Annotated in this window: 19 protein-coding genes; 5 read left to right on the top strand and 14 right to left on the bottom strand. The window is 56.4% G+C overall.

Going from position 1 to position 22337, the window contains the following annotated elements:
• The first annotated feature begins 67 nt into the window (after positions 1–67).
• The 4 genes from AC6I8A_RS16410 to AC6I8A_RS16425 are packed head-to-tail and all read left to right on the top strand — an operon-like array spanning position 68 to position 2953.
• Positions 68–1291 (top strand): SpoIIE family protein phosphatase, encoded by a 1224-nt coding sequence (locus AC6I8A_RS16410; protein ID WP_312665301.1) that lies wholly within the window; start codon positions 68–70, stop codon positions 1289–1291.
• 9 nt (positions 1292–1300) lie between these two features.
• The gene (locus AC6I8A_RS16415) at positions 1301–1852 is read left to right on the top strand and encodes a SiaB family protein kinase (RefSeq protein ID WP_497818784.1); all 552 of its coding nucleotides are present in this window, start codon (positions 1301–1303) and stop codon (positions 1850–1852) included.
• 7 nt (positions 1853–1859) lie between these two features.
• Entirely contained in the window at positions 1860–2246 is a 387-nt protein-coding gene (locus tag AC6I8A_RS16420) for a DUF1987 domain-containing protein (protein WP_008103278.1), read from the top strand.
• On the top strand, positions 2246–2953 hold the full coding sequence (locus AC6I8A_RS16425; protein ID WP_265299481.1) for a GGDEF domain-containing protein: 708 nt from the start codon (positions 2246–2248) through the stop codon (positions 2951–2953). Before AC6I8A_RS16420 ends, AC6I8A_RS16425 begins: the two co-directional genes overlap by 1 nt.
• Here the strand turns inward: AC6I8A_RS16425 and mrdA are convergent, their stop codons facing one another.
• The 11 genes from mrdA to AC6I8A_RS16480 all read right to left on the bottom strand — a co-directional run bounded on the left by mrdA (position 2954) and on the right by AC6I8A_RS16480 (position 15733).
• On the bottom strand, positions 2954–4828 hold the full coding sequence (mrdA, locus tag AC6I8A_RS16430) for a penicillin-binding protein 2 (RefSeq protein WP_497818785.1): 1875 nt from the start codon (positions 4826–4828) through the stop codon (positions 2954–2956).
• A gap of 223 nt (positions 4829–5051) precedes the next feature.
• Entirely contained in the window at positions 5052–5765 is a 714-nt protein-coding gene (deoD, locus tag AC6I8A_RS16435; protein ID WP_008103284.1) for a purine-nucleoside phosphorylase, read from the bottom strand.
• Positions 5766–5798: 33 nt separating this feature from the next.
• Positions 5799–7022, bottom strand: a complete 1224-nt coding sequence (gene deoB / locus AC6I8A_RS16440) for a phosphopentomutase (protein WP_265299082.1) — start codon at positions 7020–7022, stop codon at positions 5799–5801.
• A 94-nt stretch (positions 7023–7116) separates the two neighbouring features.
• Complete coding sequence (gene deoA, locus AC6I8A_RS16445) at positions 7117–8439, bottom strand: thymidine phosphorylase (protein ID WP_265299080.1); 1323 nt, start codon at positions 8437–8439, stop codon at positions 7117–7119.
• A gap of 62 nt (positions 8440–8501) precedes the next feature.
• Entirely contained in the window at positions 8502–9281 is a 780-nt protein-coding gene (gene deoC / locus AC6I8A_RS16450) for a deoxyribose-phosphate aldolase (RefSeq protein ID WP_497818786.1), read from the bottom strand.
• Between the two features lie 292 nt (positions 9282–9573).
• Complete coding sequence (locus tag AC6I8A_RS16455; protein WP_256697414.1) at positions 9574–10353, bottom strand: TatD family hydrolase; 780 nt, start codon at positions 10351–10353, stop codon at positions 9574–9576.
• Positions 10350–11402 carry a patatin-like phospholipase family protein gene (locus AC6I8A_RS16460; protein ID WP_497818787.1) on the bottom strand — a complete coding sequence of 351 codons (1053 nt, stop codon included), beginning with the start codon at positions 11400–11402 and terminating at the stop codon, positions 10350–10352. The genes AC6I8A_RS16455 and AC6I8A_RS16460 overlap by 4 nt, the downstream gene beginning before the upstream one ends.
• Positions 11403–11581: 179 nt before the next feature.
• Positions 11582–11743, bottom strand: a complete 162-nt coding sequence (locus tag AC6I8A_RS16465) for a DUF1328 domain-containing protein (RefSeq protein ID WP_007893192.1) — start codon at positions 11741–11743, stop codon at positions 11582–11584.
• A gap of 93 nt (positions 11744–11836) precedes the next feature.
• Positions 11837–12451 (bottom strand): molecular chaperone OsmY, encoded by a 615-nt coding sequence (gene osmY, locus AC6I8A_RS16470; protein WP_101761824.1) that lies wholly within the window; start codon positions 12449–12451, stop codon positions 11837–11839.
• 261 nt (positions 12452–12712) lie between these two features.
• The gene (gene prfC, locus AC6I8A_RS16475) at positions 12713–14302 is read right to left on the bottom strand and encodes a peptide chain release factor 3 (RefSeq protein WP_265299058.1); all 1590 of its coding nucleotides are present in this window, start codon (positions 14300–14302) and stop codon (positions 12713–12715) included.
• A 327-nt stretch (positions 14303–14629) separates the two neighbouring features.
• Positions 14630–15733: a M20 peptidase aminoacylase family protein gene (locus AC6I8A_RS16480; protein WP_265299056.1), complete on the bottom strand. Its 1104-nt coding sequence runs from the start codon at positions 15731–15733 to the stop codon at positions 14630–14632.
• 238 nt (positions 15734–15971) lie between these two features.
• On the opposite strand from AC6I8A_RS16480, the gene ftnA reads away from it, so the two are divergent.
• Positions 15972–16478 (top strand): non-heme ferritin, encoded by a 507-nt coding sequence (gene ftnA, locus AC6I8A_RS16485; RefSeq protein ID WP_256697419.1) that lies wholly within the window; start codon positions 15972–15974, stop codon positions 16476–16478.
• A gap of 60 nt (positions 16479–16538) precedes the next feature.
• Here the strand turns inward: ftnA and AC6I8A_RS16490 are convergent, their stop codons facing one another.
• From AC6I8A_RS16490 to AC6I8A_RS16500, 3 genes are all read right to left on the bottom strand, one after another.
• Complete coding sequence (locus AC6I8A_RS16490; protein ID WP_497818788.1) at positions 16539–19382, bottom strand: EAL domain-containing protein; 2844 nt, start codon at positions 19380–19382, stop codon at positions 16539–16541.
• 202 nt (positions 19383–19584) lie between these two features.
• A complete protein-coding gene (locus AC6I8A_RS16495; RefSeq protein ID WP_265299052.1) occupies positions 19585–21321 on the bottom strand; it encodes an ABC transporter permease in 1737 nt (578 codons plus the stop codon).
• Between the two features lie 2 nt (positions 21322–21323).
• Positions 21324–22313, bottom strand: a complete 990-nt coding sequence (locus AC6I8A_RS16500; RefSeq protein ID WP_497818789.1) for an ABC transporter substrate-binding protein — start codon at positions 22311–22313, stop codon at positions 21324–21326.
• Positions 22314–22337: the final 24 nt, after the last annotated feature.

Below are 22337 nucleotides of genomic sequence, written 5' to 3' on the forward strand. Positions count from 1 at the left end.
CAGATCATAAAAGTGTCACAGGGGCGCAGTAACCTAAGATAATTCCTAATCAACGTCAGATTCTTCTATGCAGCTGCCTGATTTACGCGCAGGCCTTGCCTCCTTGTCGAGTCGTTCTCGTGCGCGTTCGCTGTGCATTGCCGTGCCGTTTGTCAGTCCCGCGATGGACAACACTGCAGTGATGGCGTTGTTTACCGAGCACAAAGATCTGATTGGTTTGCCGGTGATCGAAAACGGTACGCCGTTTGGCATGATCAACCGCCATATCTTCCTGTCGCAAATGTCGCGCCCGTTTTTCCGCGAACTCTACGATCGCAAAAGCTGCATCGCCTTTATGGATAAAGAGCCGCTGGTGATCGATGCCGACACCGAGCTCGATCAGGTAGCGCAGCAAGTGGTGGCGACCGGCGATAAGTCGGTCACCGACGGCTTTATCCTCACCGAGCAAGGCCGCTACATCGGTATCGGGCTGGGTATCGATCTGATCCGCACCGTGTCGGATTTGCAGCATCAACAGCATCAGCAAATTTTGCAAAGCATCGATTACGCGCGCGTGATTCAGGACGCGATGCTCGATCGGTCCAGGCAGCAGATGGCGCAGCAGCTCAGCGATTGGTGCCTGCACTGGCAGCCGCGCGATGGCGTCGGCGGCGACTATTACGCTTTTCATCAGGATCAACACGGTTGGCTGGCGCTGATTGCCGACTGCACCGGCCACGGCATTCCCGGCGCGTTTATGACGGTGATCCTGCAATCGGCGCTGGAAAATGCGCTGCAGCAGAATCGACGCGCGCCGTCCGACGTGCTGCAATCGCTCAATCGCCATATCAAGCAAACCCTTGGCCAGCTCAACGCTTCACAGCAAACCTCGCTGTCGAACGACGGTTGCGATGCCATCGCGCTGCGTCTGGATAGCGAAAATCATCAGCTTTCATGGTCGAGCGCGCGCATGCACGCGCTGCTGCATAGCGCTGGCGGCGAGGCGGAATCGCTGAAGGCCGACCGCGTTGGCGTTGGCTATACCGATACGCCGCAGGATTACGTCTGGCCGCAGCAGCAACGCACGCTCAATCCCGGCGACATGCTGCTGGTGATGACCGATGGCGTCACCGATCAGCCCGGCGGTGAACGTCACATTATGTTTGGCAAAAAGCGCATCCAGACGCTGCTGAATCATTATCAAACGCTGCCGATGCCGGCGCTTTCCACGGCATTCGAGCAGGAATTTCTTCGTTGGCAAGGCAACCAGCCGCGACGCGATGACGTCACCTGGTTTGGCTTCCGCTATTAGAGTCACGTTATGACACCAGCTTCGAACCTCAGCCGCGTCCCACCCGACAGCGTGGCGCTGCACTACACCGGCCTCTTTTCGCCGCAGAACATCACTGCGATGGGCGAAGTGATCAAAGTGTTTCTTGAGAATCAGCAGGCGCCGGTCAAAGTTCGGCGTCGCTTGTTCTCCAGCTTTGTCGAGATCGTGCAAAACATCCTGCGCTATTCACAAGACAGCCGCAGCACCAGTCACGCCGAGCAGGATTTCCGCTTCGGCACGGTGACGCTGCACGTTGAAGGCGACAACTACGTGCTGGAGAGCAGCAATCAGGTGGATGAAGTCGCCTGCCAGCAGCTGCGCTACTGGCTCGATTTGCTGCGCACCATGAGCAACGAAGAGATCAAACAGGCGTATCGCGTGGGATTGCGTGCCGAGAGCCCCGCCACCAGCAAAGGGGCCAACATTGGATTATTAACGCTGGCGCGCGACGTCAGCGAACCGCTGGAGTATGAACTGCGTCCGTTGGCCGCCAACGGTTACGCCACGTTTTGGCTGAAAGCCACCATTCACCAGGATTGATCGATTGATGCAAAACCTTGTTATTGCTGCCACAGAGAGCACGCCCGAAGTGAGTTTTGATTTTGCCGCCGGTCAGTTTGCCCTGCGCGGTGAATCCTGGCCGGAGAACGCGGCGGCGTTTTACCGTCCGCTGCTGGACGCCTTAGAGAACTGGCAGCCGCAGCCGGGCGGCGACGTTGAAGTGAATATCGCGCTGCGCTACTTCAATAGCTCGAGCACTAAAATGCTGTTCAGCCTGTTTGATCTGTTCAACCAGCGTGCGCAGAGCGGGCAAACCGTGGCGCTCAACTGGTTCTTCGACGCCGAAGATGATGTCTCAGAAGAGTTTGGTCAGGAGCTGGCGCTGGACTTCACCGATCTGCAGGTGAATCTGCAGGCGGAAATGGCATCGTGATGGACCTCAACGAGCTGTTCCGCGAAGAGAGCGATGTGCTTAATCGCTCGCAGGATGTGGCGGCTCAAACCACGCTCAGCGCTGAGGATTATCGCGATGCGCTGCTGATGGTGAATCGTCATTATCAGCGCCTGATGCGTGAAACCTATCGCATGATCTCGCGCAGCGACCGCGCCGAGCGTGAGCTTAATCGCGTCAACGAACAGCTGCATCAGCTGGCGCAGGAGCTGGAGTACAAGGCCAGCCACGATCCGTTAACGGCGGTGTGGAATCGTGGGGCGATTATTCAGCGCATTACGCAAACATTGAGTAACGGCGCAGCGGCGCTGATCATTCTGGATATCGACCACTTCAAACGCATTAACGATGAGTTCGGTCATCCGATGGGCGATAAGGTAATTTGCGCGCTGGTGTCGCGCATTCAGGCGCACTGCCCGGAAGAAGCCAGCATTGGTCGCATTGGCGGTGAAGAGTTTACCGTGCTGCTGCCGCACTATCGCCTATCCGATGCGGTGATTGTGGCGGGCGCGATTCACGCCTCGCTGAATGCTTCACCGTTGGCAGTGTTGCCCGGCCAGCTAGTAACCGCCAGCCTTGGCGTCAGCTACGGCAAGCCGGGTTCCGATTTCGAGACGTTGTATAACAACGCCGATGTGGCGCTGTACGACGCGAAAAATCACGGCCGCAATCGGGTGTTCTTCCGCTGATTATTTTGCCACTGTCGCCACCGGCGGCGGCGTGGCTTCCGGCACAAAGATGTGGTCGAGAATATTGCGCATCAGCGGCGCCGCCGTGACGCCTTCGTTGCCGCCATTTTCCAGAATCAACGCCACCGCCACTTTGGGATCGTTAAACGGCGCAAACGCGGTGTAGAAGATATGGTCACGCAGGCGCATTGGCGTCATTTTGGCGTTATAGATCTGGTTCTTTTTCAGGCTGAATACCTGCGAAGTACCCGATTTCGCCGCAATGCCGTACGGCGCGGTGTGGAAGTATTTGTAGCCGGTGCCGTTTGGCGCATTCGCCATGCCGAACATGGCATGGCGCACCAGCGACCAGTACGGCGATTTGGCATCGCCAATCTGCGGCTGCGGCAATTTTGCCTGATACGGCTGCACCACCGTGCCGCGCTGCGATTTCTCCAGCAGATGCGGATTGATGACGCGGCCATTATTCAACAGCGCTACCAGCGCTTTCACCATCTGAATCGGCGTCGCCACCCAATAACCTTGCCCAATCCCAACCGACACGGTATCGCCCTGATACCACATCTTTTTGTGCACTTTTTGCTTCCATTCACGGCTTGGCAATAATCCAGCGTACTCTTCGTTGAGATCGATGCCGGTGGATTTGCCGTAACCAAACTGGCTCAACATGGTGTGGATGCGATCGATGCCCATCATGAACGCCACCTGATAGAAGAAGCTATCGGCCGACTCTTCGATGGCTTTCGTCACGTCCAGCATGCCGTGACCGGTTTTTTTCCAGTCGCGATATTTACGATCGGTGCCCGGCAGCGTCCAGGTGGGCGCGCCAAAGATCGTAAAGCTCGGCGTGATGACTTTGGTCAGCAGCGCCGACATTGCCATATAAGGTTTTACCGTGGACGCCGGCGGATACAAGCCTTGGGTGACGCGGTTGATCAGCGGCAGGTCTTTATTCTGCAGCAGGGTTTTATAGGCTTTGTAGCTGATGCCTTTGACGAACGGGTTGGGATCGTAGCTCGGCGCGGACACCATCGCCAGCACGCTGCCGTCGTGCGGATCTTCAATCAGCGCCGCCGCACGTTGCCCGGCCAGTTGGCTCTCGACGTATTGTTGCAGATGCAAATCGAGCGTCAGCGTGATGTTCTGACCGGCCACCGGCGGCACCTCTTTCAGCACGCGCACGATGCGCCCGTGGTTATCCACTTCCACTTCCTGATAGCCGGTTTTGCCGTGCAGCAGCGATTCGTAATAGCCTTCAATGCCCTGCTTACCGATGTTGTGGTCCGCCGCGTAGTTCTCGCCAACGCCTTCTGCATTCAGGCGTTTGTAGTCGTTATCGTTGATTTTCGAAACGTAGCCGAGTACGTGCGCCAGGTCGGCGCCGTAAGGATATTCGCGGTCCTGATAGGTATCGACGGTAACGCCGGTAAAACGGAATTGATTGACGGCGAAGCGCGCCACTTCTTCGTCAGTCAGTTCCGCTTTCAGTTCAACCGGCTTGTAGCGGCTGTTCTGTTTGAGCTCGTGCTCGAAGGTTTCAATCTCTTCCGGCGTGAGATCGACAATCGGCGTCAGCTCCTTCAGCGTTTCCTGCATGTTGTCAATTTTGTACGGCGTGATGTGAATGTCATACCAGCTGACGTTGCGCACCAGCGGAATGCCGTTGCGATCAAAGATCAGCCCGCGCGTGGGCGCGATGGGGATCATTTTGATGTCGTTCTCGTTGGAACGCGTCTGGTAATAGCTGTGCTGATCGACCTGCAGGCGATACAGGTTGATGCCTAAAATGGTAAAGCAGATGACAACCAGGGCAAAAGCGACAATCGCACGGCGGGCAAACAGCTTTTCTTCTGCTTCGAAATTACGGAAATTCATCAGGTGGGCTTAGTCTCTTTGTTATCACGCTAATGATAAGCAGAGATTGCTTTAGAGCCAGCACGAAGATGCACAAGCCTGGGTAAAAGTGTGTCAGATGTTTACGGGATGGTGCGGTCTGGTGCCCTCACCCCGGCCCCCTCCCACGGGGAGAGGGAGAAAAACGCTCCGATCTGTCCCCTCTCCCGCTTGCGGGAGAGGGTTAGGGTGAGGGAAAAAGGAATCAATCGCCCAGCAGCACGGACTCCAGCGCGATTTTAATCATATCGTTGAAGGTGGTCTGACGCTCAGCCGCGGTGGTCTGCTCGTGGGTGCGGATGTGATCCGACACGGTACAGATGGTCAGCGCTTTGGCACCAAACTCTGCTGCCACGCCGTAAATACCCGCCGCTTCCATCTCCACGCCCAAAATGCCGTACTTCTCCATCACGTCGAACATCTGCGGATCTGGCGTATAGAACAGATCGGCGGAGAAGATGTTACCCACGCGCGCATCAACGCCCAGCGCTTTCGCGGCATCAACCGCATTACGCACCATGTCGAAGTCCGCAATCGCGGCGAAGTCGTGATCCTTGAAGCGCATGCGGTTCACTTTGGAATCGGTGCAGGCACCCATACCAATCACCACGTCGCGCAGTTTCACGTCTGCACGCACTGCGCCGCAAGAACCCACACGGATGATCTTCTTCACGCCGAAATCGGTGATCAGCTCTTTGGTATAGATCGAGCAGGATGGAATGCCCATGCCGTGACCCATCACCGAAATTTTGCGGCCTTTATAAGTCCCGGTGTAACCCAGCATGCCGCGCACGTTGTTCACTTCCACCACATCTTCAAGGAAGGTTTCAGCGATGTGCTTAGCACGCAGCGGATCGCCCGGCATCAGTACGACGTCCGCGAAATCACCCATTTCTGCATTAATATGAGGCGTTGCCATGGTTATTTTCCTTATTAAATTTGGGGCGCTGTTTTACAGCATGCTCTTGCCGTAGTCCATGCTGGACAGGCCGAAATATTTTGCGATGGTCTGGCCGATATCAGCGAAGGTATCGCGGTATCCCAGCGATCCCGGCTTCACATTCGGGCCGTAGATCAGAATCGGGATGTGCTCACGCGTGTGCTCGGTGCCTTTCCAGCTGGGATCGCAGCCGTGATCGGCGGTGAGGATAAGAATGTCACCCTCTTTCACCAACTCCATCAGCTCTGGCAAGCGACGATCAAAGAATTCCAAACCGCCTGCATAACCGGCGATATCGCGACGATGTCCCCACGTTGAATCAAAATCAACGAAGTTCGTGAACACAATCGAGTTATCAGGCGCTTTCTTCATCTGCTCGATGGTGGCGTTGAACAGCGCGTCTAAGCCGGTGGCTTTGACTTTCTGCGTGATGCCCTGCTCGGCGTAGATGTCGGCGATTTTACCCACCGAAATCACTTCACCGCCCTTCTCATCGACCAGCTTTTTCAGCATGGTCGGCGCTGGCGGTTCCACAGCCAGATCATGACGGTTGCCGGTACGCTCGAAGTTGCCCGCTTTGTCGCCGACGAACGGACGCGCAATCACGCGACCGATGTTATAGCCGCCATTGGTCAGCTCTTCACGGGCGATTTCGCACAGTTCGTAGAGGCGATCGAGGCCAAACGTCTCTTCGTGGCAGGCAATCTGGAACACCGAATCCGCCGAAGTATAGAAAATCGGCTTGCCGGATTTCATGTGCTCTTCGCCGAGCTGGTCGAGAATCACCGTGCCCGATGAGTGGCAATTACCGAGATATCCCGGCAGATCGGCACGTTTCACCAGAATATCCAGCAACTCCTGCGGGAAGCTGTTCTCTTTGTCGCTGAAGTAGCCCCAATCAAACAGCACCGGCACGCCGGCGATTTCCCAGTGGCCCGACGGCGTATCTTTACCGGACGACAATTCGCTGGCGTAAGCGTACGCACCGATGATTTCCGCGTTGGGATCGAGGCCTGGCGGGAAACGACCGGTGGAGAGCTCAGCCGCTTTGCCGAGGCCCAGTTTAGTCAGGTTAGGTAAGTGCAGCGGGCCTTCGCGGCCTTCATTGGCGCGGCCTTCGAAACAGGCTTCGGCGATATGGCCGAGCGTGTCCGATCCTTCATCACCGAATTTATCGGCGTCTTTACTGGAGCCGATCCCAAAGGAGTCGAGAACCATAATAAAAGCACGTTTCATGCAAGTCTCCTGCGCAATGCGCGATGACAAGTCAAAAAAAAGCGATCAGATCAGTATACCCGAACGGCCGCTGCCTGGCACGAAGAAGCGCCAGTTATTCGCTGACGCGGCGATAAACCACCGGCGTGATCGCTGGCGCAGTATCGCTGAGCGTAATGGCCGCTTTAACGGCGGCGGCGGCCTGTTGCCACTGCGCTTCCGACGCGGCATGGATAATCGCCAGCGGGCGCTGCGCATCTACTTGCGTGCCGAGCGTGATCATGTCGCTCAGACCCACGCTGTAATCAATGCTGTCGCTGGCGCGCTGGCGTCCACCGCCGAGCGCAACCACCGCCATGCCAAGCGCACGCGTATCCATCGCGCTGACAATACCCGCACCATCGGCGTACACCGCTTTGCTCAGCGTTGGCGCTGGCAAATAGCTGTCCATGCGCTCGATGAAATCGACCGGACCATTTTGCGCCGCCACCATGCGGGCAAACACGTCAGCGGCTTTGCCGTTATCCAGCACCTGCTGCAGTTTTTTACGTGCATCGGCGTCGTTTTCAGCCAGTTTGCCGGAGATCAGCATTTCCGAGCACAGCGCCATCGTCACGTCCAGTAAGCGTGGATTGCGCGCTTCGCCGGTCAGGAACTGCACCGCTTCACGCACTTCCAGCGCGTTACCCGCAGTGGAAGCCAGCACCTGATTCATGTCAGTGAGCAGTGCGGTGGTTTTGCAACCTGCGCCGTTCGCCACGCCCACAATCGCCTGCGCCAGATTTTCTGAGGCTTCAAAGGTCGGCATAAAGGCGCCGGAGCCCACTTTGACGTCCATCACCAGCGCATCCAATCCTTCCGCCAGCTTTTTGGCGAGGATCGACGCGGTGATTAGCGGAATGGAATCCACGGTGGCGGTGATATCGCGCGTGGCGTAGAAACGTTTGTCGGCCGGTGCCAGTGAGTTGGTCTGGCCAATAATCGCGATGCCGACGTCTTTAATAATCTGGCGGAAACGATCGTCGCTCGGGAAGATATCGAAGCCCGGAATCGCTTCCAGTTTATCCAGCGTGCCGCCGGTGTGGCCGAGGCCGCGCCCGGAGATCATCGGCACATAACCGCCGCACGCCGCCACCATCGGGCCGAGCATCAGCGACGTGACATCGCCGACGCCACCGGTGGAGTGCTTATCAACAATCGGACCGTTAAGATTCAGCGATTTCCAGTTCAGCACCGTGCCGGAGTCACGCATCGCCATGGTCAAGGCCACGCGCTCGTCGAGCGTCATATCATGGAAATAGATGGTCATCGCCAGCGCGGCAATTTGACCTTCCGAAACGCTGTTGTCGCGCACGCCGTTGATAAAGAAGCGGATCTCCGCTTCACTCAGCGCCTGACCGTCGCGTTTTTTACGAATAATTTCTTGTGGCAGGAACACAATGGCCTCCCCGGAATAGAGAGGTCGCCATAAATGGCGACCCTACGAACATCGATATGAACTTAATAACCGGCTTTGCTGGTCGCGGTTTCGTGGCCCAGCGTATTCAGCAGGCTTGCCAGCAGGCTGGAGGCACCGAAGCGGAAATGACGCGCATCCGCCCAGCCTTCACCCAGAATGTCGTCTGCCAGCTGCAGATAAAGCGCCGCGTCTTCTGCAGTGCGCACGCCGCCCGCCGGTTTGAAACCAACCTGCTGCTTCACGCCTTTGTCGCGGAGCACTTGCATCATGATCGCCGCCACTTCTGGCGTCGCGTTGACCGGCACTTTACCGGTGGAGGTTTTGATGAAATCGGCACCCGCATCGATAGCGATTTCCGAAGCGGCACGAATCAGCGCTTCGTCTTTCAGCTCGCCACTTTCGATGATCACTTTCAGCAGCACGTTCGCCGCCGCGCAGGCTTCTTTACAGGCTTTCACCAGCTCGAAACCGATATCGCGGTTGCCGGCAATCAGCGCACGATACGGGAACACCACATCCACTTCGTCAGCGCCGTAGGCGATGGCCGCGCGGGTTTCAGCCAGCGCGATCTCAACATCATCGTTGCCGTGCGGGAAGTTGGTGACGGTGGCGATGCGGATTTCCGGCGTACCCTGCTCGCGCAGCGCTTTACGTGCCGCTGGGATGAAACGCGGATAGATGCAGATGGCAGCGGTGTTACCGGCTGGCGATTTCGCCTGACGGCACAGCGCGATCACTTTCTCGTCGGTGTCATCTTCGTTCAGGGTGGTTAAATCCATCAGTTGCAATGCGCGCTGTGCTGCTGCTTTCAGGTCGGTCATGATGCTCTCCAAAATTCAGATCGGCGGGCACAACCCACCGGGTAATGTGATAATTCTAACAACTACCGTGACAACGAATTGCGCTTCATGTCACACGAAAAAGAAAACCTGTTATTTAAATACAGTTATTTAGTGATTCTAATCACAAATAATCACCAGTCAGGCCGAAATGCGCCGCGATGGCTGTTGTTATTATTATCACAAAAATGGGCGAGAAAGTGTACTCTCAGCTTTATCAATGTAGCTAATCAGGCGTAAGGCAGCGTAAATGCAGAATCTGTCGGGGGGAGAATCAGGCAGGCAAGGCGAACAGTTGCTGGCTGTTATGCCACAGCGCGTCGGCAATCACTTCGGGGGATTCACTGCGTAACTGGCACAACACGTCAAACACATTGCGCGCCCGCTCCGGACGATTGGGCTGGCCCTGAAAACCGTGCAACGGCATATCGGGCGCGTCGGTTTCCAGTAATAACGCACTGAGCGGCAGGCTGGCGATGGTGTTGCGGGTTTTACTGGCGCGTTCATAAGTGATGGTGCCGCCCACGCCAATCGCGTAGCCGAGCTGAATAAAGCGCTCCGCCTGCTGCTGGCTGCCAGCAAAGCCGTGTACCACGCCACGTCGCGGCAGATCGTGACGACGCAAATGCAGCGCCAGCTGATCGTGGGTGCGGCGCGAGTGCAGGATCACCGGCAGATCGTACTGCTTCGCCAACCTGAGCTGCTTATCGAGCAGCCGCGTCTGTTTGGCGAATTGCGCATCGTCCATATAGAGATCGAGACCTATCTCGCCGATCGCCACCCGCTTGCTATCTGGCTTTTTCAACCAGCGCTCTAACTCATCAAGGTGTGCATCTTCCTGATGCTCAGCAATGTTGATTGGATGCAGGCCCAGCGCGGCATACAGCGACGGATGCTGCTGCGCCAGTTGCGTCACAAGCGCGAAACGGCTGGCATCCACGCTCGGTACAATGATGCGTTCCACGCCGGCCTGCGCAGCGCGTGCAATGCTGGCGTGCGCATCATCAACGAACGGCGGGAAATCGAAGTGGCAATGCGTGTCGATAAACTTCATGCCAGCGAACCTTTATCAAAATCGGCATCGTTTTCCGCCAGCGCGGGCGTAATCAGTGGGCGATTGTCGGGCGCATTCGCCACCGCTGCCGGCGGCGTAACCGTGGTTGAACGCACCAGCGGCTCAGCATCACTCAACCATTGACCAAGCGTGGCGAGGAAATAGCGCCCGCTGCGTCGGCCTAAATGGTAATCCTGATTCAGCGATGACAAGCGGCTGCCAAGCGCCATGCTCGCCAGCGGTTTTGGCGGACAGATTTCGATGATGCGCAGATTATCCGGCGGCTGCTCGATGAACTGCTGAATCTCGCGATAGCTCTCTTCATGCTGATGCAGGATGTTGATCATCGGCTGCAATGCGCTGTCGGACAAAAAGCGTTCCATGCGTTTAAACCACTTCGGCGTGTAGGACACCTGCGACGGCACGGTGCGGATCACGACAATGGTATCCGCGCCGCGGCGTGCAGCTTCGCGTACCGGAATTGCATCACTGATGCCGCCATCCAGATAACTCACGCCATCCATTTGCACGCCGCTGCGGTAAAAGCCGGGAATCGCGCTGGACGCTTTTAGGATGTCGTGCCAGTTGGTGCTGATCGGGTTGAAGTACTCGGCGCGGTAATCGTCGCTGCGGCAGGCACACATATAGAATTCGCTGCCTTTGGCAAACAGCCCTTCGGCGGTGTTGAGCGCCAGCGGGAATTCCTGTTTGGTGATATCGATTAGCCAGTCGAGATCGATAAGATGCCCGCCGCGCACGAATCGTAGCGGATCAAAGAACAGTTTGCTGGTGGTGTAACGGGAGATCACGCGTCGCGCGTAGCCAGGCTGGCCACAGACAAACGCCGACAGATTTTGTGCCCCGGCCGAGGTGCCGAGTAACAGTTGAAAGGGGTTGAAGCCTGCGCGTTGAAACTCATCCAGTACGCCTGCGGTAAAGATGCCGCGCTGGCCGCCGCCTTCGCACACCAGGGCGATTTTACTGGATTTGAAAGGGATTAAAGCTAGCGGTTCAATTGAACCTAACGTCAACGGAATACGTGTTCCCAATGGATGTCCCTCAGTGTTGCTTGCTCTGAGGGAGTCGCCGAAGCAGCATCCCGGAGAACCAGTCATTGTCGTTCCCTGACCAATTGCTTCTGCAATCGTTGCGGCTTCATAGTATGCCGCAAAAGACCGGTCTCCGCTTTAGGTGACTCGCGGGTTAGCGTCTATTGAGACGCAAGTAGTCAGGGTCGTTTGCGCCCGGTAAACAGGCTCACGAGGAACAGAATAATACCGACAATGAAGACAATTTTAGCTGCCCATGCTGCCGTACCCGCCAGACCGCCGAAACCTAATGCTGCAGCGATCAGAGCGATGACCAGAAAGATAATACCCCAACGAAACATAAGCCTCTCCTTTACCATTGTGAAAATCGAACTGCTTATTTACACCTTTGTTTTTATTACGAAACGGCACCAGCGGGTGCCGAGTCGCTCGCGTTAAGATTTCACCTTCAGGTCATTCTTCACGCTTTTCACGCCTTCAATGGCTTTGGCGATTTTCTCAGCACGATCGGACTGTGCCTGGTTCGCCACTTCCCCTGATAACTGCACCACGCCGTCGGTGGTTTCCACCTTAACGTTGCGTGATGGCACGATGTCATCTGCTAACAGCTTAGCTTTAATTTCGCTGGTGGTTGCTGTATCGCCCGCATAACCTTTGAGAGAAGCATTTTTGCTGTCTTTAACGTGTAGTTTGTCGCTGACGGATTTCACACCTTCGACTTTCTGCACCAGCGCGACGGCTTTTTCAGCCTGATCCTGAGAAGCCACAAAGCCGCTCAGTGTCACCACGCCATCATGCGTCTTGACGGAGATATCCGTACTTTTGATCGCGTCATCATCCACCAGCGCCGCTTTGGCTTTCGCAGTGATGCCGCTGTCATCCATATAACCATCGACTTTTTTCATAGAGCTATCGATCTTCGCACCCGCGCTGTCGGAGGTTTGCTGTGCTTTCTGCGACAGTGATTCATCTGCGAACGCCGCGCCGCTCAGCAGAGCAGAACCGGCCAGGGCAGCAATCAGGGTTTTGGCAATCTTAGTCTTATTCATCGATATCATCCTTCTATCAGTTAACTCATCCGTTATCGCGGATGCGCCAGCAACGAACGGCGTTGCTGAGTTACTGGACGTAATGAAACCCGAAAGGTCTCTTTTCTCGTCCGACAGAATAATAGTAGTAGGGATTACAGCTTTTGCTGGCTCTTGTGGTTGATATATCGCCAAAAAGGGAAAAAAGCAGCGGAATTAGGAGGAGTCTGTAACCAATAAAACAGGGCCAGTAAAAATCACAGGCCCTGCTTCCAATGCCGATTAGTGCTCGCGCGTTTTGCGGAATCGCACGTCAGGATAGCGTTCCTGAGTGATGTTGAGGTTCACCATGGTCGGCGCGATATACGTGAGGTTATCACCGCCATCAAGCGCCAGGTTCACTTCATTTTTACGTTGGAAATCGTCGAATTTCTTCGCGTCATCACACTCAACCCAGCGAGCAGTTGAGACGTTGATGGCTTCGTAAATCGCCTCAACGTTGTATTCGCTTTTCAGGCGCGCCACCACCACTTCGAACTGCAGCACACCGACCGCGCCCACGATCAGATCGTTGTTATGCACCGGACGAAACACCTGCACCGCGCCCTCTTCCGACAGCTGAACCAGCCCTTTCAGCAGCTGTTTCTGCTTCAGCGGATCGCGCAGACGGATACGACGGAACAGCTCTGGCGCGAAGTTCGGAATGCCGGTGAACTTCATGTTTTCACCCTGGGTAAAGGTGTCGCCGATCTGAATGGTGCCGTGGTTGTGCAGACCAATGATGTCGCCCGGATAGGCTTCTTCCACGTGCGAACGGTCACCGGCCATAAAGGTCAGTGCATCGGAGATCACCACGTCTTTACCGGTGCGCACCTGACGCAGCTTCATGCCTTTTTCGTACTTGCCGGATACCACACGCATAAAGGCGACGCGGTCGCGGTGTTTCGGGTCCATGTTTGCCTGGATCTTAAACACGAAGCCGCTGAATTTCTCTTCTTTCGCTTCCACCAGACGCGTGTCGGTGTTGCGTGGCATCGGACGTGGCGCCCACGAAACCAGGCCATCCAGCATATGATCAACGCCGAAGTTACCCAGCGCGGTACCGAAGAATACCGGCGTGATTTCGCCGCTCAGGAACAATTCCTGATCGAACTCGTGCGACGCGCCCTGCACCAGCTCCAGCTCATCGCGCAGCTGCTGTGCCAGATCTTCGCCTACTGCCGCATCCAGTTCTGGATTTGCCAGACCTTTAACAATGCGCACTTCCTGAATGGTGTGGCCTTTACCGGTTTGATACAGGTAGGTTTCGTCGTTGTAGAGGTGATAAACCCCTTTGAACAACTTGCCACAGCCAATTGGCCAGGTAATGGGCGCGCAGGCGATCTTCAGCTCGCTCTCCACTTCATCCAGCAGCTCCATTGGATCGCGGATGTCACGGTCAAGTTTGTTCATAAAGGTGATGATTGGCGTGTCACGCAGGCGCGTCACTTCCATCAGCTTACGGGTACGATCTTCAACCCCTTTCGCGGCGTCGATCACCATCAAACAGCAGTCCACCGCCGTCAGCGTACGGTAAGTATCTTCGGAGAAGTCTTCGTGTCCTGGGGTATCCAGCAGGTTCACGAGGCTGTCGCGATACGGGAACTGCATCACCGAGGTGGTGATGGAGATACCACGTTGTTTCTCCATCTCCATCCAGTCCGATTTCGCGTGCTGGTTGGAGCCGCGGCCTTTGACGGTACCGGCGGTTTGAATCGCCTGTCCGAACAGCAGCACTTTTTCGGTAATTGTGGTTTTACCGGCATCCGGATGCGAGATGATCGCAAAAGTACGGCGGCGCGCCACTTCTTCTAAAAAGGGAGCATTAGACATTGAGTGAATTCTTCTTCAAGGGCAACACGCGGGCGGCGCGCTGCGAATAAATCGTTTCGGGGTCATTGCGCAGGATAACGCGGCCAATGGCGACGCAGTGGCGTCAGTTCACAGCAAGAGGTGTGCGATCTACATTGGCGGCAGTTCCGATTATCCCGGCAGCATTGAGGCGGCATAGCATACAATATTTCGCAGAAAGGGGGAATCGGTGCCCTTAATGGCCCTCACCTTAACCCTCTCCCAAAGGGAGAGGGAATAAATAGGCAAACCCGCATGGACAGTTCCCTCTCCCTCTGGGAGAGGGCTAGGGTGAGGGAAACCCTCTAATCACCCCAACACCCGCACCACCGCCGCTTTAAAGATCTTCACGCCAATCTCCAGCGAGCTCAGCTCAAAGCGCATCTCGGGATGATGCAGGCCCGGCACCAGATTGGTTCCCAGTCCCCAGAAACCGGCTTTCACCTGCGGATTTTTCACCGGGTAATAGAAGAAATCTTCGCTGCCCGGCGTGGTTTTGGTATCCAGCAAACCGTCTTCACCCAGCACATCGACAATCGCCGCACGAATCACCGCCGTGGCTTCTTCATGAATTTCTGCTGCCGGCATCTCCTTCAGCACCGCCACGTCCGCCGTGGCACCCAACGCCGCCACGCTGTGCTGAATCGCCAGCGTGACTTTCTCTTTCAGCACCTCCATTGGCGCGTTTTCCTGCGAACGCAAATCCCACACCACGCGCGCCTCATCCGGCACCGAGTTGGTCACGCCCGCATCGCACAGAAAACGCGTGGCTTTCACGCTCCAGGTCAAACCCGGCGGCAGATGGATGGCGTTGACGGCCTGCACCGCTTGCACCGCCGCATCCAGCGCGTTAACGCCCAAATGCGGACGCGCTGCATGCGCCGGCGCGCCTTTGATGGTGGCTTCCAGCGTGCTGCAGGCGGAGTAAATCACCGCTGGCGTCGCTTGCCCCACATGGCACTCTTCCAGCGGACGCACATGGAAGCCGAGAATCATCTCCACATCCTCCAGCGCGCCGCCCTCAATCATCGCCAGCGCACCGGCACCGAGTTCTTCCGCTGGCTGGAACAGCAGCTTCAGCCGCCCTTTCTTGATCGCGCCCTCTTTCAACAGCTCTTGCGCCGCCGTCAGCACCACCGACGAATGGCCGTCGTGGCCGCAGGTGTGACGCGCACACGCCACGCCGTCAATGATATGACCGAGCGCATCCATATCCGCACGCAGGGCCAGCACCGGACCGGGCACGCCGCTGTCGATTTCCGCCACCATGCCAGTGGTGTTATTGATGCCGCGCGTCACCTTAATTCCGGCGCTTTCCAGCTGATCGGCAATATAAGCAGAGGTTTTGAATTCCTGAAAACCCAGCTCGGGGATTTCATGCAGAAAATGGTAATGCTCTAAGACGTTCGACACCACTAAGCTCCTGACAAGTAAAGGCAAGCCTCAGCATCGCCCGATGCGCAGCTATAATCAATCCAGCGTGAATGAAAATTAGTCAAAAGTGAGAACTCTTCGCATTCAACATGTGGAATAATTCCATTTACAATCAATAAGATAAATTCAAATTTTTTAAGGAAAGTCCTTCACAAAAAAGTATAGATTGATGCATAATTCGCCGTACTTCACCTGACAAATTAAAAAGGACTCAGCCATGTTAACTGCTGAAATGACCTCGCGTTTGAACGACCAACTGAATCTCGAATTCTTCTCTGCCAACCTCTATCTGCAGATGAGCGCCTGGTGCAGCGATAAAGGCTATGAAGGCGCCTCTTCATTCCTGAAAATGCACTCTCGCGAAGAGATGCAGCACATGCAGAAGCTGTTTGATTATGTCAGCGATGCCGGTGCTCTGCCGGTGCTGGGCAGCATTGCGGCTCCGGCCATTAGCTGGACGTCACTGAACGACGTGCTGGAAGAAGCGTTGAAGCATGAGCAGTTGATCACCAAAAAAATCAACGAGCTGGTGCACACCGCATTAACCACGCAGGATTACTCGACCTTTAACTTCCTGCAGTGGTACGTTGCCGAGCAGCATGAAGAAGAGAAGCTGTTTAAAACCGTGCTGGATAAACTGGCGATGGTGGGTAATAAAGGCGAAGGCCTGTTCCTGGTGGACAAAGATCTCGGCCACATGTCTGTCGACGGCCACAGCGCATAATAATAAAGATGACACACAGCAAAACAGAGAACGCCCGACATGTCGGGCGTTTTTTTATGCCTATTCCAACTCTTTCAACCGCAATTCCGATGGCTGCGGACGGCCAAAGAAATACCCCTGGAACAGCGTACAACCCTCTTCACGCAGTTTGGCGTACTGCTCGCCGCTCTCCACGCCTTCGGCGGTGATCTGAATATCGAGACTGCGGCTCATGCCAGTAATGGCGCGGATGATCGCCAGCGCCTCGCGGCTGTCGCCCATATCGTTGATGAACGACTTGTCGATTTTGATCTTGTCGAACGGGAACGATCGCAGATAGCTCAGCGATGAGTAGCCGGTGCCGAAATCATCCAGCGCAATCTGCACGCCAAGCGTTTTCAAACTCTGCAGCGTACGGATATTACCGAGCGTATCGTCCAGCAGCACCGATTCGGTGATCTCCACTTCCAGCCGATGCGGTGCCAGTCCTGATTCACGCAGCGCGCCCTCCACCACGGACACCAGCGAGCTGTTCTTAAATTGCAGTGGCGACAGGTTTACCGACACCGATTGTTCGGTATTCCAGCTTTGCGCTTCGCGGCAGGCTTCATACAACGCGTAAGCACCCAGCATATGAATCAAGCCGGTCTCTTCGGCGATCGGGATGAAATCGTTTGGCATAATCAGCCCTTTAATCGGGTGATGCCAGCGCATCAGCGCTTCATAGCCGATGATGCCCTTCTCGTCGGTGATCGGTTGATAATAGAGTTTGAGCTGACGGCCGGAGATCGCCTCGCGCAGATCGTTCTCAATCACGCGACGACTACGCGCCTGATCGTCCATTTCTATGGTGAAGTGTTCGAAGCGATTGCGGCCATTACGTTTTGCTTCGTACAGCGCCATATCGGCGCAGCGCAACATATGTTCCGGCGTGTTGGTGGCTTGCGAGGTGAGCGCGATGCCGACGCTCAAACCCACCGACAGGTTATGTCCTTCAACGTTAATGGGCGGACGGATTCCCTCGATCAGCCGCTGCGCCACCACCGCCGCTTCATCAGCAGAACGGACATTGGGCAGCACGATGGCAAACTCGTCGCCGCCAATACGCGCCAGCGTATCGTGATCGCGCAGCGCGCTGCGCAGGCGTTTCGCCACCACGCGCAACAGGTCATCACCAATCTGGTGGCCGAGCGCATCGTTAACGTTTTTGAAGTTATCGAGATCGAGACACAGCGTGGCACTAACCTGATTATTTTGATTATCCACGCGCAGCGCTTCACTCAGTTTCTGGCGGAACAGCACGCGGTTCGGCAGGCTAGTGAGATTATCGTGATGCGCCATATGACGGATGCGCGCATCGGCTTCGCGCTGGTCGGTCACGTCTTCGACAATCAGCATCACGTAGTTCTGACGCATATCTTTGCCGCTGATGGTGGTGGCACGCGTATGCAGAATACGCTCGCCGCCCGCCGTCAGCAGCAGCTGTTCGCGCGAGTGAATGCCCTCGCTGCGCAGCGCCACATCCGCCAGGCTATTAAAGTAATCGCCCAGCTCCGCCGACATACATTCGTGCGGGCGTTTATGCATGATCAGCGCTTTGTTGACGCCAAACAGCTGCTCGGCTTTGTCGTTCACCATCAGGATTTCACGGCTGATGGCATCTTCCACAATCACGCACGAAGGGATATTGCTGATGATGGTGTCGAGGAAGCCCGACAGCTCCGACATTTTGGCACTCTGCGACTGCGCCAGATCCCGCGCGCGCAGCAGCTGCTGCTCGTTTTCACGGCGTTCGGTGATATCGCGGGTAATTTTGGCGAAACCGATCAGTTTGCCGGTATCATCCCGGATTGCCTCAATGACAACGTGCGCCCAAAACGCCGATCCATCTTTACGGTAGCGCCAGCCTTCATCTTCGAAACGGCCGGTTTTCAAGGCGATGCCAAGGTTGGCTTCCGGCGTGTTGGCATTACGTTCCGCTGAACTGTAAAACACCGAAAAGTGCTGACCGACAATTTCGTCAGCCAGATAACCTTTGGCGCGCTGCGCCCCATTGTTCCAGTTCACTACGCGGCCCTGCACATCCAGCATATAGATGGCGTAATCGCGCACGCCTTCCACCAGCAGGCGGAAATTCTTCTCCTGCTCGTGCTGTTTACGCAGCAGCGCCTGCTGTTCGGTGCAGTCACGGGTAATTTTGGCGTAACCGATCAGTTTGCCCGCATCATCGCGGATCGCGTCAATGATGACATGCGCCCAAAACGCGCTGCCATCCTTGCGGTAACGGTAGCCTTCGTCTTCGAAACGACCGGTTTTAAAGGCGGTGGTGAGGTTTTTTTCCGGGATATGGTTGAGTCGATCCTGCGCGCTGTAGAAGCGTGAAAAGTGCTGTCCAACGATCTCTTCGGCCACGTAGCCCTTCGCGCGCTGTGCGCCCACATTCCAATTTTCAACGTTGCCGTCCAGATCGAGCATGTAGATAGCGTAATCGCTGACGCCTTCCACCAGCATGCGGAAACGCTGTTCCTGCTCACGCTGTTTACGCTGCTGCTCCTGCTGCTCGGTGCAGTCGCGGGTGATTTTCGCAAAACCCAGCAGCTCACCAAACTCATCGCGGATAGCGTCGATCACCACATGCGCCCAAAACGCGCTGCCATCTTTACGATAGCGCCAACCTTCGGTTTCGAAGCGTCCGGTGGCCGTCGCTGTCGCCAGCCCGCGCTGCGGCGCGCCGTTTTTACGATCCTCTTCGCTGTAAAACAGCGCAAAATTCTTCCCCACGATTTCATCGGGGGTATAGCCTTTGGCACGCTGCGCGCCGGCGTTCCAGTTCGCCACGGTGCCATCGGGTTTGAGCATGTAAATGGCGTAATCCACCACGCTCTGTACCAAAAGTCGGTACATGACGTCAGAGTTATTATTCATTGTTATTCGCCTATTGCTGGCCTGGTATCGTCAAGTTGATTAAGAAAATTCTTAATTATCATGCAGACTTAAGCGCAAATACGCAGCGCTGACAAGCGCTATTCATCCGCAGACAAATGTTGGTAGGTCAGTTATCGGCAGTGGCGAGAAAATGTTCAGCGGGATACTTTATAAATCATGATGCGTTGACGGCAGGCTGGCGTTACGTTTGCCACGGCAAAGTGCCGTGCGGCAGGCGCCGGGTCAGACATGTGGCCAACGCCATTAATAAACACACCACCACAATCATCAGGCAACCGACCGCCGCCGCCAGCGAAGCGGAACCGCCTTCATCGAGAAACACAATGGTCGGCCCGATGGTTTGCGTTTGCGAGGTGACCAGCAGCACCGAAACCTGGATTTCATTCAGCGCGGTGAGAAACACCAGCACGCTGCCTGCCAGCGCGGAGGGTGCCGCCAGCGGCAACAAGATGTCGCGCATGCGGCGCAGAAAACCGGCGCCGCACAAGCGTGCGGCTTCATCCAGTGCCGGTTCCAGCTGGGCAAATCCGGCCAGCGTGGGGCGCAACACCAGCGCGAGGAAGTTCGCCAGATAGGCGGCGAGAATGATCCACACCGTGCCATACAGCGAAATATTGACGATCGGCAGCGGGCGCAGGAAGAACAACATCGCCGCCACGCCGGTGACAATGCCTGGCAGCGCATAGGTCAGTTCACTCGCCAGCCACAAACCGCGCACCAGTTTGGTACGCCGCCAGTTGAGGAAATAGGCAAGAAACAGCGCGCAAACCGTCAAAATCAGCGCCGTCAGCGTGGTTAATCCGAGGCTGGTGAGAAACGCGTGCCGCACCGCCGGATAGCCCCACAACGCGGCGTGGAAGTTCTCCAGCGTCAGCGTTTGCCAGCTGAGCGCCTGACCAAAACCGCTGGTGAGCGCGGTGATTAGCAGCGCGCTGAGCGGTAACAGCAAGGTCAGCGCCATCCACAGCCAGGCAACGCCTTCAATCGCCACTCGCCCGCGCCCCAGCGATTGCTGCCATAAACGTGGCGCACCGTTGACGCGCACATCATGGCGTCCGCCCAGCCAGGCGCTGGCCGCCATGCCCGCTAACGTGATCACCGCAATCAATAACGCATACACCGCCGTGTTCGGCAGCGCGCCTGGGCCAATACCATTCAGCTGCTGATACACCAGCGTGATCAGCGTGGGCACGCGCGCCGGGATCCCCAGCATCGCCTGAATGCCGAAGTTGCCCGCCGCCGCGACAAAGGTCAGCGCGGCTCCGGCAAAAATCGCCGGGCGCGCCAGCGGCAGCACAATGGTGAACAGGATGCGCGCGCGAGACGCCCCGCTGGCCTGCGCCGCTTCCACCAAATCAGCAGGCAAACGGCGCAAACCGGCGCGCACGGTGAGAAACACTAAAGGCGCATTGTGCGTGCCGAGCAGCAGCACAATGCCGGTTAAGGAGTAAAGCGGCTGCTCGCCGGGGGCAAACCATGGCAATCCAAGCGTGGCGAACAGCAGCGCCAGCGGACTGCCTGGTGCCAGCGCCTGCAGCCAGGCCAGCGCAGTCACCTGCGGCGGAATCATCAGCGGCAGGATAAACGCAAACACCCAGGCGGTTTTAGCACGCAGATCGCTGAGCGCCACCAGCCATGCGGCGGCGGTGCCGAGCACCACGGAAATCAGGGTAGAACTGAGCGCGATGAGCAAGGTATTGCCGCTGGCGATCAACACGCGATCGCTCGCCAGCAGGCGCGTTAAGCGCGCGATATCCGGTACGCCGTTGGGCGCGATGGCGGTCCACACCAGCCGCATCAGCGGAGCGACCGACAGCAAACCAATCAGCAGCACCATCAGCGCCAGAATCAACCGCTCGCTGTTAACGCGCGGCGCTTTGCGCGCCGCACTGCGCCATTCGTTGCTCAACACGCTCATGCTTAGCCACCGAACAGTGCGGTGAACTGATCGCGCACTGCCGCATCTTCTTTAATCGCTTTCGCCACGTCCGGCGACAGCAGCTTAATTTTGTTGATCGGCGTGAAACCTTCCGGTGCTGAGACACGATCGTCCACCGGACGGTTGCCCTGCTCGACCACCAGCTTCTGGCCTTGCTCTGACAGCATAAAGTTGACGAAGGCTTTGGCGGCCGGCAAGTTGTGCGCGGTTTTCATAATGGCAACCGGCTCGGTGACGTAGGAAACGCCCTCTTTCGGATAGACCAGATCCACCGGCGAACCCTTTTTCTTCGCCAGAATCACGTCAGCGTCGGTGATGATGCCGTACTTATCCAACCCGCTGGCGACCGCTTTTAGCGCCGGGCCGTTGCCGCCCTGCGGCGCTACGCCGATGGCCGCCAGCTTCTTATAGAAGCTCCAGCCAATCGACGGCGTATTGATATCGGTGTGCAGCTTGTAGAGCGCCGCGCCGGAGTAGAGCGGGCTTGGCACCGCAATCTGCCCTTTATTGGCATCAACCGCCAGCGCGTTCCAGCTATCAATCGGCTGCGCGTGCTGGGTGTTGTAAGCAATCACCGTGGCGATGATTTTGGTGCCGAAGAAGGTTTTGTCTTTTTCGTAGAACGACGGATTGATGTGGCTGAGCGGCGCATCACTGTAGCTATAAAGATGGTTTTCGTTTTTCAGCGCGCCAAGGTTGATGGCATCGGCAATCAGTAACACATCCGGCTTGGCTTCACCGCTCATCATTTCGGTGCGCAGCACGTTCATTAACTGCGTGGTGCCGTTGCGCGTCCATTCGACCTGCACATTGGGATAGGCGGCTTTAAAGGCATCCATGGTTTGCTGGGCAATTTCCGGTGCCTGCGAGGTATAAACCACCAATTTTCCGGCCGGTGCCTCGTCGGCAAGGCTGGCGGCAGACATCACTAAACCACTGACTAACATCAACACGTTGAACGACGTACGCATAGCATTTCCCTGAAGGTTTAAGAA

The organism is Pantoea sp. X-Soil-ISGK-275 (genome assembly GCF_059730795.1).

What these genes read in the sequence shown, in the direction of transcription:
- AC6I8A_RS16410 (WP_312665301.1), top strand. Translation starts at nt 68, where the DNA reads ATGCAGCTGCCTGATTTACGCGCAGGCCTTGCCTCCTTGTCGAGTCGT.
- AC6I8A_RS16415 (WP_497818784.1), top strand. Translation starts at nt 1,301, where the DNA reads ATGACACCAGCTTCGAACCTCAGCCGCGTCCCACCCGACAGCGTGGCG.
- AC6I8A_RS16420 (WP_008103278.1), top strand. Translation starts at nt 1,860, where the DNA reads ATGCAAAACCTTGTTATTGCTGCCACAGAGAGCACGCCCGAAGTGAGT.
- AC6I8A_RS16425 (WP_265299481.1), top strand. Translation starts at nt 2,246, where the DNA reads ATGGACCTCAACGAGCTGTTCCGCGAAGAGAGCGATGTGCTTAATCGC.
- mrdA (WP_497818785.1), bottom strand. Translation starts at nt 4,828, where the DNA reads ATGAATTTCCGTAATTTCGAAGCAGAAGAAAAGCTGTTTGCCCGCCGT.
- deoD (WP_008103284.1), bottom strand. Translation starts at nt 5,765, where the DNA reads ATGGCAACGCCTCATATTAATGCAGAAATGGGTGATTTCGCGGACGTC.
- deoB (WP_265299082.1), bottom strand. Translation starts at nt 7,022, where the DNA reads ATGAAACGTGCTTTTATTATGGTTCTCGACTCCTTTGGGATCGGCTCC.
- deoC (WP_497818786.1), bottom strand. Translation starts at nt 9,281, where the DNA reads ATGACCGACCTGAAAGCAGCAGCACAGCGCGCATTGCAACTGATGGAT.
- AC6I8A_RS16455 (WP_256697414.1), bottom strand. Translation starts at nt 10,353, where the DNA reads ATGAAGTTTATCGACACGCATTGCCACTTCGATTTCCCGCCGTTCGTT.
- AC6I8A_RS16465 (WP_007893192.1), bottom strand. Translation starts at nt 11,743, where the DNA reads ATGTTTCGTTGGGGTATTATCTTTCTGGTCATCGCTCTGATCGCTGCA.
- osmY (WP_101761824.1), bottom strand. Translation starts at nt 12,451, where the DNA reads ATGAATAAGACTAAGATTGCCAAAACCCTGATTGCTGCCCTGGCCGGT.
- prfC (WP_265299058.1), bottom strand. Translation starts at nt 14,302, where the DNA reads ATGTCTAATGCTCCCTTTTTAGAAGAAGTGGCGCGCCGCCGTACTTTT.
- ftnA (WP_256697419.1), top strand. Translation starts at nt 15,972, where the DNA reads ATGTTAACTGCTGAAATGACCTCGCGTTTGAACGACCAACTGAATCTC.
- AC6I8A_RS16490 (WP_497818788.1), bottom strand. Translation starts at nt 19,382, where the DNA reads ATGAATAATAACTCTGACGTCATGTACCGACTTTTGGTACAGAGCGTG.
- AC6I8A_RS16495 (WP_265299052.1), bottom strand. Translation starts at nt 21,321, where the DNA reads ATGAGCGTGTTGAGCAACGAATGGCGCAGTGCGGCGCGCAAAGCGCCG.
- AC6I8A_RS16500 (WP_497818789.1), bottom strand. Translation starts at nt 22,313, where the DNA reads ATGCGTACGTCGTTCAACGTGTTGATGTTAGTCAGTGGTTTAGTGATG.